Consider the following 12,613-nt stretch of genomic DNA (forward strand, 5'->3'; position numbering starts at 1 on the left):
TAGGAAATGCCCTATAAAACCCCTGTAAATTATTCTGAACTTCTTTAATTTGAATATTAATATTATCGTAAAGACTTGGTAAATCGGTTATAAACGATATAATCTCTCGAAGTAGCAAACTGATTATTAGATATAGAGCACCAATAATTAGTGCTAAAACAACTATAACTACAATCACAGAACCATGCCTTCTCACAATCTTTAATCGCTTTTCTAAGAACTTAACTACAGGATTGGCTATTAACGCAATTATATATCCTATAACAAAGGCTAAAAAGAATGCAATTAACTTAGGTGCTACTAAAATTAGTAACAGTACGACTGTAACAGTAAGCAATAGATCGATTGCTATCTTCTTATAAACATTAGGATTCTTCATCTTATCAACTCCCAGCTCTAAATAGAGAAACCAAATGCGGCCAACTTAATTTTTACTCTTAATCAAGCTTCTTCTCCACCTAAAAAATATGTTACTGCAATACCTGCTACGCAAGCTATAATTCCAATTATAATATTAGAAGCCTTAGGACTTCTTACCCCACTACTCATCAACACCGCAAATGGTGATGCGGCTACTAACCCAATTATTCCATAAAACGTTACAGTTTCATACCTTTCAAATAAAAATGTAATTAATTTTGCAATAATGATAATTCCAACTAAAACACCTATCGCAAAAGGTAACAGAATGATTCCATTATTAATAATTACAACAAAATCAAAATCTTTTAATGCAGTTACACATTGACTAACGATATCAATAATAGGTTGATAAAAGCCTAATAACATTAATATCATTGATCCACTAACACCCGGGATAACCATTGTTGCCGAAGCTATTATACCTACTAGGAATAGAAGAATCATCATCTTTGGTGATCTACTAAGTACAACTGTGACACCTTCATTTCCTTGTAATAATTGAAGACCAATTATTAATGCAAAGAAGAATATGAAAGAAATCGCATAGGAGGCTTTAAATCCTTTATTCTTTACCTTCTTAAGCAAAACAGGTATACCACCAATAATGAGCCCTATAAATCCTAATGAAGTTTCTAATGGTCTTGTCTCAAATAACCTCTCAATAATAACACTTAATGCAGCAATACCAATAACAGCTCCAATTACATAAGGAAGCAGATAATTAACACTCTTTTTGAACTGCTTTCTTATATTGTTAACTGCATATATCATCTTGTCATAGATTCCCATAGACACTTACATGGTGCCACCGCTAACTCCAGTAATAATATTGGCTATACCAATTAATATTCCTTTAAAAATCTCTTTCATAAATTTCATAAATGATATCCACCTTCCAACTCGATTTTCCCTTGATCGAGCCTTTGAATACCTAGAGTATTACACACAAATGCCTGCACTATACCTAATGTATGTATTACATTACGCATTCTCGTATTGCTGCAAAGAGGATATCCATCTCTTCTCTTGTTCCAATTGTGATACGCAGATAATTACTAATACGAGGATTTTTTGCAAAGTTTCTAACAAAAATATTTTGTTTCTTTAACATTTCCAATAATTCTGCTGCTGGAACAGTTTTATGTGCTGCAAATACAAAGTTTGCTTTGGAATCTGTACATGTAAAACCTAGTTTCTTAAGCTCTACAATTGTACGTTCTCTCTCTTCAATAATTTTTGTAAGATTTTCTTTAAAATATGCCTCAGCTTTAACCGCTTCAGCTCCTACATACAATGATGATAAATTCATTGTATAGGAATTATAAGAATATTTAATATCGTTAATTACCTTTATTAAATCTTTGTTTCCTATGCAATAGCCGATACGCATACCTGCCATGGATCTACTTTTTGAAAAGGTTTGTACCACAAGAAGGTTCTCGTATTTATCAATTAATTCAATTGCTGATTTCCCAGCAAAATCAATATAGGCCTCATCAACTATTACTATAACATCTTGATTATGCTGTAATATATCTTCAACAAATGTTAGGTCTTCATATAGACCTGTTGGAGCGTTAGGATTTGCTATAACCACTCCTCCATTTTCTTTATAATAATCTTCTTTTCTGATACGGAAGTTCTCATCAAGAGCAGGAGTCTCAAAAGGAATTTTATATAGATTGGCCCATACAGGATAGAAGGCATACGTGATATCTGGGAATAAGATTGGCTTGTCTGAGTTAAAGAAACTTAAGAAAGCCATCCCTAGCACATCATCTGACCCTACACCAACGAATACCTGATTCTTATCAACATGGTAATAATCGGCTAATGCGCTCACTAATACATCGGCTTTATCATCTGGATATAGACGTAAGCTCTCTGCATTTACCTCTTTCATTGCCTTTATTACATCAGGAGCTGGCGGATAAGGATTCTCATTGGTATTCAGTTTAATCATCTTATCTAATTTAGGTTGCTCCCCTGGTACATATGGTTCAATCTTTCTAAAATTTTTCTCCCATGCTCTCATTCTAATGTCCCCCTTATTGGTATTCTTTCGCTAGTTTTTCAAATCCTTCTAATGCTCCAGTTACTTTACTATAATCCACACAGTATGAAATTCTACAATATCCAGGGCAACCAAAAGAAGATCCTGGTACAATTAGGATATTATGTTTCTTAGCTGCATTAGAAAATGCAATATCATCTCCACCTAGTGCCTCAACAAATAGATAAAATGCTCCTTGTGGCTTAATACAACGATATCCAAAAGCAGTCAAGTTGTTGTAAAGCACTTCCCTATTGCGATTATAGATTTCTACATCAACCTTTGCATCAACACATCTGGCAATTACACGTTGCATTAGAGATGGAGCATTTACATATCCTAAGATACGGTTTGCAACGTTAGTTGCTGCCGATACATTCTCAAAATCATCCATCTCACTTGGCAAGACAAGATAGCCAATTCTCTCTCCTGGTAATGATAATGATTTACTATATGAGTAACCAACTACTGTGTTTTTATAATATTTTGTTAAGTATGGTACCTCTATTCCATCATAAACAAGTTCTCTATAAGGTTCATCGGAAATGAGATATATACTTGTACCAAATTCCTTTTGCTTATCTTCTAAAATCTTAGCTAATTCACAGATTGTTTCTTCGCTGTACACAACACCCGTTGGGTTGTTCGGTGTATTCACAATCACTGCTTTTGTTTTTGCTGTAATCTTTTCTTTAAATTCCGAAAGATTTGGTTGAAAATCCTCTTTATTAGGGGATACCTCAACTAATATACCATCATAGTTGCTTACATAGAAACGATACTCACCAAAATATGGAGTGAATGTAATTACTTCATCTCCTTGATTAAGAAGAGCTTTAAAGATTACGTTCAATCCTCCCGCAGCACCTACTGTCATAACAATATTCTCTGATGTAAAGGCTGTTCCTTGTACCGTATTAATATGTTTAGCAATTACTGCTCTAACATCTTCATAACCTGAATTGTTCATATAACCATGTACCAAATTAGGGCTTTCATTTGTAATGATGTCTAGGATTGCCTCTTTTACTTCTATTGGTGGTTCAACGCTAGGGTTACCAATACTAAAATCATATACATTCTCTTCCCCATATATGTCTGCTAGTTTCTTACCTTCTTCGAACATTGCCCGAATAGTTGAGCTGTTCTTTACAAGGCTTACCATCTTATCTGAAATCATTGCTTTCCTCTTTTCTATACTGATATTATTTTATTGACTTTAGTATAGCACAGTAGATATGCAATAATCAATAATCGGAACCAATTAAAGGTAAATAGAGAAGGTTATCAAAGAATTTAACTTTCATCACTTTGATAACCTTCATGATTTGTTACGTATTCATTACTTTGCTTAATTACTTATATCATGGAGCTCTCCTCCACATTTATCACAGAAATCAAGACCTTCAAGCGTAATTCCCCCACAATCAGGGCAAATGATTTTTTCTGGATATATAACGCGCTCTACAATCTCATATTCTTCTGCTTTTTGAACGTTATCTTTCGTACTTACTTCTATTGTTTCAGCAAACTTGGGTTCTAAGGTTTCTTTGCCTTCTAACCAATTAGATTTATCTCTTTTCTTGTTCCTTAGAAACTTCATAACTCTCCCCATACTGATCCCTCATCTAAATAATGTACTTTTCACCACGATAATTATTCATCATTGTCTTAAATATCTCACCACTACTTGGTGGAGTGAAGGTAATTGCATTTGCCCCCGCATCGATTGTTCTTAATATACTTTCTTGTGTAGGTCCTCCAGTTGCAATAATCGGTACATCCGGAAAATCCTTTCTAATATCAGCAACTATTTTTGCAGTATTGCCTGCTCCTGATACATTCAAGATTGATGCGCCACTTTCTAGTCTTTTCTCAATATCAGTTTTTTCAGAAACTACAGTCATTACAATTGGAATGTCGATTTTTTGACTCAAGTACTCTAATGTTTCATTCGGAGTAGGTGCATTAACTACTACGCCCATCGCTCCTTGGAATTCCGCATCTTCTGCTAGATTTGTTACTCGCTTTCCAGTTGTTGTCCCACCACCTACTCCACAAAATACAGGAACATCGGAACAATTAATAATAGAATGCGTAATTATTGGTTGTGGAGTGAATGGATAGACTGCGATTACTGCATTTGCATTACAATTACGTATTATCGCAACATCCGTTGTAAAGACCAACGATTTTATCAATTTACCAAAAATCCGTATTCCACTTACCTGTTCAATGACCTGAGGCACACGAACCATATGTTTCCGAAGGTTCCCATCAATTTCAGGAATATTATGTTTTCCCATATTCACTTTCCTTTCTTTGCCCAAGCCTGTATTCTTATTATATGCTATTTTTATAGTACTTTCAATTCAATACTTATGAAGTTTTATAATTTCTTTAATAAAAACATACTATTATACCGTTGTACGAAGGGCTTCGAAGATATTATAAATATCTAATTCACCATATCCCCACTCTTTATTTGGATATACCAAGTTTCCTCGTCTCGCACCACGTATCAAGAATCGATTTACCTTAAATCCCGACATGGTTATATCATTCTCTAATGTAATTCCCCATTCGAACAAAAGCGCTACACACCCCGCAGCCAATGCTGCAGATATGCTTGTTCCTGACCTATTGGTAAATGTATTATTCAAACCAGGACCATACACATCAACCCCTGGTGCTACCAAATCAGGTTTTATATCCCCTTCTACTGAATATCCATGACCTGAGTTCAAATACAAACTATTCGTCACATGATTATATGCACCAAGGGTAGTCGCACGTCTTACATATCCTGGTGCTGTAATTGTTGTATCTGGATTTGACTTTAGAAAATTAGTTGACGGTTTAATAAAATCGTGAATTGGTAACCACATATTATATTGTCTATCCGATTCTGATCCTGGAAAAACACGTATTTTCCATATTCCCGGTGTTGGATTCTCAAGTCTTATCAATACTAATTCATTTCCACTTTGTAATTCAGCTAACTCATAATACACATATGCTGTGGTAGGTTCTAATAAGAAGGTAATCCGTTGTTTTTGATTTAATCTTGCAGGAATTTTATCAATATATTCTCCTCCTGGGGATATTAATCCAACAGAGAATGTGTGCAATGCTCCAGCCCATAGCTCCGTTACAAATCCATTTTCACCACTTTCCACAATGATCTCAACATCAACATAATCTTGATTTCCTGGGCCTCCAAAATAATGATGTCCACGATTTCCTTCATTACCAGCTGCAATCGTTACACCACTCCCAACCGCTCCTGCAAAAGAATTGATATAATCATCAAGATAGGAATCAGGATTGTGATCTCCTTGACTTGTTCCTAATCCGATACAGATTACAATTGGTCTAAGTAATCTTTCTGCTAATCTTAGTAGATAGCTAATGGCTAACATAATATCATTTTCTTGGTAACAGTTAGCTCCCTCTGGTATTTGATAAAATTCTCTTATATACTCTTTTGCTTCTTTCACTTTGACCATTGCTATCATTGCATCTGGTGCAACTCCAGAAAAATCATTGGCTTCATCCTCGTTTCCTGCGGCTACACCCGCTAAATACGTTCCATGTCCAATTGTATCAACGCTTGGAACTACACTTAATGGATCATCATTTTTCAATGCATTATTAATATCCTCTTCTGTATAGATTGTTCCATAGCCAAGATTATTATTCGGATCCGTACCTGGTATTGTCTGATCCCATATTCCCGCTATTCTTGTAGTGTTATCCGCATTCTTAAATACTGGATTTTGATAATCAATACCTGTATCTACAAAACCAATCAGTACATCTTTTCCTCTCAAATTTAGATATGGTTGTCTTCGTACTCTAATCACCCCCATTGATTCTAGCGCAGATTGATCCATCAATCCATAGACCTTAGGAAAGGAACGATATCCAAACTTTTCAAAGGAATAGATGATATCCCCTCTTCTTTTTACATAAATTGCTTTATTTCTGTAGTTTATTGTTGTTATGCAATCATAATTATATACTTTCACAAGCTCTTCGGTTACAGTAATTGCTTGTATAACGTAATCCGCATACTCATTTGAGTATATTATATCTTGGCAGGATTGGAATTCTTCCGAAGTAATCGGCATATATAATAACCTCCTTTATCTTGATATTATCATTGTATTCACTATAATATTGTTTGTATCTTGTTTTTCAAGACAAAAATGAGGCTGATGAAATGCAGCGTAAAAAACAATCCTGAGAAGGTGTGTGGCTATGGCGAACATAAAATAATCGTCATAGCCTTTCAACTTCTCAGGATTGTTTTTTACTAGTGTATGAATACCTTTAATTTTCAGTTAATTGTGGTGGTATATAACCTCTCATCTCAATTACAGGCCCACCTTTTTTCTCAATGTAGTCCCTTGTAATTGTAACACGACCAATGTTATCATCTTTTGGAATTTCATACATAATATCAAGCATAAATTCTTCAATAATTGCGCGTAGTGCTCTTGCCCCAGTCTTTTTCTCTAAAGCTTTTTCAGCAATTGCTTCTAATGCTCCATCATCAAATATTAAGTCTACCTCGTCTAATGCAAGTAATTTCTTATATTGTTTTAATATTGCATTCTTAGGTTCTTTTAAGACCTCTACTAACATCTCTTTTGTTAAGCCTTCCAAAGAATAGATAACAGGAAGACGACCAATGAACTCAGGTATCATACCAAATTCTCTAAGATCATCTACTGTAACCTTTTGTAAAAGGTTTGTATCATCATCATATTTATCTTTCAGTTCTGCACCAAAACCTATTGATGATTTCTTATTCAATCTTGTCTTGATTATCTTCTCAAGCTCAGGGAATGCACCTCCACAGATAAATAAGATGTTCTTTGTATTAACAGTGGTAAGCGGAACCATGGCATTCTTGTTTGTTGCTCCTACTGGCACTTCTACTTCTGCACCTTCTAATAGCTTTAACATACCTTGTTGCACACTTTCACCACTTACATCGCGATTTGTAGTACTTTTCTTTTTCGCAATTTTATCAATTTCATCAATAAAAACAATACCACGCTCTGCTTTCTCTACATCATTATCAGCAGCTGCTAATAATTTAGATATTACACTCTCTACGTCATCACCAATATATCCGGCTTCCGTTAAAGCTGTTGCATCTGTAATAGCTAATGGCACATTCAATAATTTTGCTAAGGTCTTAACTAGATATGTCTTACCACAACCAGTAGGTCCAATCATAAGCATGTTAGATTTTTCAATCTCAATATTATCCGTTGCATTGGCTGCTACACGTTTGTAATGGTTATACACTGCTACTGATATTACTTTCTTCGCATGCTCCTGTCCAATAACATAATCATCTAACTGACCTTTTATAATATGAGGGGCTGGGATACTATTCAAATCTATTGTTTTTGTATCCTCTTTCTTCTCTTCTTTTTTCTTCTTTAATTTCTGACTCTTTGGGATTTCATTCTGAACTCCACTAAAGTTCATCATTGGCCCTAAATTCATCATATCCATATAAGGAACATTACCAGAATTAATTGAATCAAACGTCTTTTGCATACAATCAGAGCATATACAGATATTATTTGGTATGTGTATCATCTTACCAACTTTACTCTCTGGTCTACGACAAATATAGCAGATATCCTCGTAATCGTCTTTATATTCATTTGCTTTCTCTATTGTTTTTTTATCTTTTTTGATATCTTTCACTTCGGAATCTTTTACTTCTTTTTTATCTGAATTGTTTGATTCTGTTACATCATATTCTATATCTTTATTCATATCATCTGACATAAATATCTTCTCCTCTATGTAGTTACTTCCTACAAACTCCCAGATTTGTAGCACATGTATAACTACTTTACTCTTTTATCAACTATCAACTATGTACATGTTATTATAACGTACTGATTCTTATAGCACAAGATTTTAATTATTAAAATTTATTAAACTAGATCTCCCTATTTCTTCTATAATATACACTCTTAATTCTCATTTTTCAATCTCATGTGACAAAATGATTAAATTATGCTACACTTATAGTTAACAACCTAACTTGGAGGTTTTTATGATTACAGGAAGTAAGGAATTAATTCGTGATATAAATAGTAATCTTGTGTTAACACAAATCGTTAACCATAGTCCCATATCAAGGTCCACAATTGCCAAAAAATTAGGTCTTACCAAAGCAACGGTATCTACTATTGTTGCAGACCTACTAGCAAAAAAACTAGTCGTAGAGATAGGCAGTGATGACACTAGCTTAGGTAGAAAACCTATACTCCTTAGCTTTAATCGTAAAGCGGGATATGCTATTTCTGTTGATATTGGTGAACAGGTGACTTCCGCTTTAATCACAGATCTACAAGGTGATGAACGGCAATTAAAACAAATTGCTACACCAAAAAGCAGTACTGATTTATGCACTGCTTTAATTGAATTACTTAGTTCGATGACTACAGACGTCTCTGAACGTCCTTATGGTATCGTTGGCATCACTTTAGGAATTCATGGGGTTATCTCAGATAACATAATCCATTTTACTCCTTATTATGATTTTACAGGTTGCAATCTTGTAGAAGAGCTTGAAGACAACTTTCACACAAATGTAATATTGGAGAATGAGGCTAATCTATCTGTTATTGGTGAGAAAACCTTTGAATATGACTATCCAAACATAGCTAATATCAGTGTGCATACGGGAGTTGGTCTTGGTATTCTTATTAATAGTACTTTATACTCAGGCAGTAAGGGGTATTCTGGAGAAATTGGACATACCATTGTTGACGTTGACGGCAAACCTTGTCCTTGTGGTAATCGCGGTTGTTTAGAACAATATCTTTCTGAACGAGCATTATTACAAGAATTAGCTAATAAAAAAGGACTTAATTCTATGGATTTTACAGATTTCAGCAAACTATATTGTCAAAAGGATTCGGATGCCATTTCAATAATGTCTACCTTCGTTCGTTATATGACGATCTGTGTGAATAATGTCCTTAATATGTATAATCCCGATCTTATTATTATTAATAGTCGATTTACTGCATTAGAACCTAATTTAATAACTCAGATTATAGACAACTTATCTAGCCGCATTAATAATTATCAAAAGATTGCACCTTCTATCCTTAAAGAGTCCTCTGTTTTACTTGGAGGCATCAGTGTGACAGTAAGCAGTTTCTTAGGTGTAGATGTCTCTATGATTCATTAATGCCATGTGTCATGAAAAATTCAAATAAAAATCTCAAACTATTGAATATCCTCCATAGAATTCAACCGTTTGAGATTTTTTAATTCAATATTCTATTTTGCTAATTTACTTTCGATCTGTGTCGCTGCATCTTCTAACCACACTGCATCGATATCCTCAGCTTCACCTGCATCAATCTTCTTAGCGATTTCTGGATTGATTGGAATCCTAGCTAATACATCTAAGTCATATTTCTTCGAAGTATCTTCCACATGACTTTCACCAAAGATAGATAATTTCGTGCCACAATTATCACATTCATAATAACTATAGTTTTCTATCAATCCTAGAATTGGTACCTTCATCGTCTTAGCCATATTAACCGCTTTGCCTACAATCATAGACACCAACTCTTGTGGTGATGTTACAATAATAATTCCATCTAATGGTAAGGATTGAAATACTGTTAAGGATACATCTCCTGTTCCTGGTGGCATATCAACAAACATGTAGTCAATATCTCCCCAGTTAACCTCAGACCAAAATTGCTTTACCGTTCCTGATACTACAGGTCCTCTCCATACAACTGGTTCTTCTTCATTATCTAAAAGCAGATTAAGAGACATTATCTTTGTTCCCATCTTAGTTTCTGCTGGTATGATTCCTTGTTCATTTGCCATCGCTTTTTCATGTACACCAAAAGCTTTTGGTATTGATGGTCCAGTAACATCTGCATCAAGAATTGCAGTATCATAACCTCTACGTCTCATTAAAGCGCAAAGGCATGAAGTAATTAAGGATTTTCCAACACCACCCTTACCACTTACTACACCGATTACCTTTTTTACATTGCTATATTCATTCATCTTTTCAAAGTTGCCTTCTCTTGATGGCTTTTGTGTTGGATTTTCTGATGGCTTTTGAGAAGCACATTTGGAAGGACAAGTTGAACAGCTGCTTGTACAATTTTCACTCATAATTTTATCTCCTATTCTCATATATTATTAATTAGTATTAGTAATATACTATTTATCTCCAGATCCCCTTTAAACAATATCATTAGTTACTATACTTTGATACCTATGACTGCATATTGCAGTTTTACTAAACTTATATATACAGTTTTAATTATACTACAGCATTATGTAAATTACCATACTCCTTAATGTAAATATTAGAAATTTAATCTATACATTTGCACAAAAATGACGTTTTAATTAATTTCTTGTAGCATTATGGCACTATATGTGCTACAATGCTATTTGGTGATATTTTCGCCCATTTGTGGGATTATTATATACAGTGTTTGCTTACAACCAAGAAAGGACAGATACTAATAATGAGTGATTTAATTAATAGTTTCGAGGAAAAATTAAGAGAACTAGTTTCCCTTGGCAAGAAAAACAAAGGTATTCTTGAAGTTGAAAAAGTTAATGATTTTTTCAAAGAGTTAAATCTTGATGTAAATCAAATTGACAAGATTTATGAATATCTCGAAAATCATAACATTGCAGTTATCAATTTAGTTGATGACGCTGAAGAAGAACCAGATGAAGATCTTCTTCTTGAATTAGAGAATGATGAAGAACTTGCTATGGTTGAGGATCTTGCTAGTACAGCCAATGTTATGAGCGATGACCCTGTCAAACTTTACTTAAAGGAAATAGGTAGTTATCCTCTTCTTTCAATCGCAGAAGAAATTGAATTAGCTAAGAAAATAGAGCAAGGCGATGAAATGGCAAAACAGACTCTCGCTGAATCGAACCTAAGACTTGTTGTAAGTATTGCAAAACGATATGTTGGTAGGGGTCTCTCTTTCCTAGATTTAATTCAAGAAGGTAACCTTGGGCTTATTAAAGCCGTTGATAAATTCGACTATACAAAAGGATACAAGTTCAGTACGTATGCTACTTGGTGGATACGCCAAGCAATTACTAGATCCATTGCAGATCAATCTCGTACCATCCGTATTCCAGTTCACATGTCAGAAGTTATTAACAAAACATACCGTATCTCTAGAAGTCTATTACAAGAGTTAGGACGTGAACCTACTGAGCAAGAGCTTGCAGATGCTATGAACATGCCTTTAGAAAAAGTTCGTGAGATACTTAAAGTTTCTGCTGATCCAATCTCTCTTGATACTCCTATCGGAGAGGAAGATGACAGTCACCTTGGGGATTTTATCCGCGATGAAACTATCGTTGGACCTGAAGATGCTGCTGCCTATTCTGTATTACAAGATCAGATTTCTAAATTACTTGATACATTAACAGAAAGAGAACAACGTGTATTAATTCTACGTTTTGGATTAAAAGATGGACGTACAAGAACTCTTGAAGAAGTTGGTAAAGAATTCAACGTTACAAGAGAACGTATCCGTCAGATTGAAGCAAAAGCTCTTAGAAAATTAAGACATCCTAGCCGTGCAAGAATGCTAAAAGGCTACGAAATTATATAATAAAGATGTGCCACTGCTGTAATTGTTGTTCAGCGGTGGCACATCTTTTATTAATTTTAAACTTGTATTTACTGGTACGCTATTTCATTATGCAGTGTCAAGTTGGAGTCTGTATTCTACAGGGCTCATCCAATGTAACGACTGCTTGATTCTTTTCTCGTTATAATATTTTATATACTTTTCGATTGCCTCTTTCAATTCATCATAACTACAATAAACAAAGCATAATATATTTCTTGTTTCATAATTCCAAAGAAGTTCTCCATTACAGAATTGTCATGACAGTTTCCTTTACCAATTTTTATTGTATAACAATGTAAGTCGCATTAATTAAAGGGTAATAACACATACATTCTTGTTATTACCCTTTTCTACATATATTCCTATACTTCTATGTATGATTATCTTACCTTAATTGTAAAATGAAACGCAACCCATTCATCTACAATTAAGAGTTATTTTA

The 12,613-nt window shown here is 34.3% G+C and carries 11 protein-coding genes and 1 pseudogene; 2 read left to right on the forward strand and 10 right to left on the reverse strand.

Annotation, left to right across the window (positions count from 1 at the left end; translation table 11 throughout):
* From ACW2QF_RS12940 to clpX, 8 genes are all read right to left on the reverse strand, one after another.
* The coding region (locus ACW2QF_RS12940; protein ID WP_455716425.1) for an AI-2E family transporter at nt 1–379 on the reverse strand (379 nt) is incomplete at its 3' end.
* 62 nt (nt 380–441) lie between these two features.
* Nucleotides 442–1,212 carry a DUF368 domain-containing protein gene (locus tag ACW2QF_RS12945; RefSeq protein WP_455716435.1) on the reverse strand — a complete coding sequence of 257 codons (771 nt, stop codon included), beginning with the start codon at nt 1,210–1,212 and terminating at the stop codon, nt 442–444.
* A 187-nt stretch (nt 1,213–1,399) separates the two neighbouring features.
* On the reverse strand, nt 1,400–2,458 hold the full coding sequence (hisC, locus tag ACW2QF_RS12950; protein WP_455716426.1) for a histidinol-phosphate transaminase: 1,059 nt from the start codon (nt 2,456–2,458) through the stop codon (nt 1,400–1,402).
* Between the two features lie 13 nt (nt 2,459–2,471).
* Complete coding sequence (locus ACW2QF_RS12955) at nt 2,472–3,656, reverse strand: pyridoxal phosphate-dependent aminotransferase (protein WP_455716427.1); 1,185 nt, start codon at nt 3,654–3,656, stop codon at nt 2,472–2,474.
* Nucleotides 3,657–3,827: 171 nt separating this feature from the next.
* The gene (locus tag ACW2QF_RS12960; RefSeq protein WP_455716428.1) at nt 3,828–4,091 is read right to left on the reverse strand and encodes a hypothetical protein; all 264 of its coding nucleotides are present in this window, start codon (nt 4,089–4,091) and stop codon (nt 3,828–3,830) included.
* Between the two features lie 13 nt (nt 4,092–4,104).
* Entirely contained in the window at nt 4,105–4,782 is a 678-nt protein-coding gene (locus ACW2QF_RS12965; protein ID WP_455716429.1) for a hydrolase, read from the reverse strand.
* Between the two features lie 111 nt (nt 4,783–4,893).
* A complete protein-coding gene (locus tag ACW2QF_RS12970) occupies nt 4,894–6,609 on the reverse strand; it encodes a S8 family peptidase (protein WP_455716430.1) in 1,716 nt (571 codons plus the stop codon).
* A 202-nt stretch (nt 6,610–6,811) separates the two neighbouring features.
* Nucleotides 6,812–8,293, reverse strand: coding sequence for an ATP-dependent Clp protease ATP-binding subunit ClpX (gene clpX, locus ACW2QF_RS12975; protein WP_455716431.1), 1,482 nt, complete (start codon nt 8,291–8,293; stop codon nt 6,812–6,814).
* Nucleotides 8,294–8,567: 274 nt separating this feature from the next.
* Here clpX and ACW2QF_RS12980 point away from each other — a divergent pair, with 274 nt between their 5' ends.
* Nucleotides 8,568–9,713, forward strand: a complete 1,146-nt coding sequence (locus ACW2QF_RS12980; RefSeq protein ID WP_455716432.1) for an ROK family protein — start codon at nt 8,568–8,570, stop codon at nt 9,711–9,713.
* Between the two features lie 92 nt (nt 9,714–9,805).
* Here the strand turns inward: ACW2QF_RS12980 and ACW2QF_RS12985 are convergent, their stop codons facing one another.
* Nucleotides 9,806–10,669, reverse strand: a complete 864-nt coding sequence (locus ACW2QF_RS12985) for a P-loop NTPase (RefSeq protein WP_455716433.1) — start codon at nt 10,667–10,669, stop codon at nt 9,806–9,808.
* Between the two features lie 362 nt (nt 10,670–11,031).
* Between ACW2QF_RS12985 and rpoD the strand changes: the two genes are divergently transcribed.
* On the forward strand, nt 11,032–12,150 hold the full coding sequence (gene rpoD, locus ACW2QF_RS12990) for an RNA polymerase sigma factor RpoD (RefSeq protein ID WP_455716434.1): 1,119 nt from the start codon (nt 11,032–11,034) through the stop codon (nt 12,148–12,150).
* An 87-nt stretch (nt 12,151–12,237) separates the two neighbouring features.
* Here rpoD and ACW2QF_RS12995 read toward each other — a convergent pair.
* Nucleotides 12,238–12,443, reverse strand: a pseudogene (locus tag ACW2QF_RS12995) (IS3 family transposase); the annotation flags it as partial.
* Between the last annotated feature and the right edge of the window lie 170 nt (nt 12,444–12,613).

The organism is Anaerosporobacter sp., assembly GCF_965301125.1.

Bases quoted from the DNA above. Each gene is read 5' to 3' on its own strand.
- ACW2QF_RS12955 (WP_455716427.1), bottom strand. From the start codon at position 3,656: ATGATTTCAGATAAGATGGTAAGCCTTGTAAAGAACAGCTCAACTATT.
- ACW2QF_RS12970 (WP_455716430.1), bottom strand. From the start codon at position 6,609: ATGCCGATTACTTCGGAAGAATTCCAATCCTGCCAAGATATAATATAC.
- ACW2QF_RS12960 (WP_455716428.1), bottom strand. From the start codon at position 4,091: ATGGGGAGAGTTATGAAGTTTCTAAGGAACAAGAAAAGAGATAAATCT.
- hisC (WP_455716426.1), bottom strand. From the start codon at position 2,458: ATGAGAGCATGGGAGAAAAATTTTAGAAAGATTGAACCATATGTACCA.
- rpoD (WP_455716434.1), top strand. From the start codon at position 11,032: ATGAGTGATTTAATTAATAGTTTCGAGGAAAAATTAAGAGAACTAGTT.
- ACW2QF_RS12985 (WP_455716433.1), bottom strand. From the start codon at position 10,669: ATGAGTGAAAATTGTACAAGCAGCTGTTCAACTTGTCCTTCCAAATGT.
- ACW2QF_RS12980 (WP_455716432.1), top strand. From the start codon at position 8,568: ATGATTACAGGAAGTAAGGAATTAATTCGTGATATAAATAGTAATCTT.
- clpX (WP_455716431.1), bottom strand. From the start codon at position 8,293: ATGTCAGATGATATGAATAAAGATATAGAATATGATGTAACAGAATCA.
- ACW2QF_RS12945 (WP_455716435.1), bottom strand. From the start codon at position 1,212: ATGGGAATCTATGACAAGATGATATATGCAGTTAACAATATAAGAAAG.
- ACW2QF_RS12965 (WP_455716429.1), bottom strand. From the start codon at position 4,782: ATGGGAAAACATAATATTCCTGAAATTGATGGGAACCTTCGGAAACAT.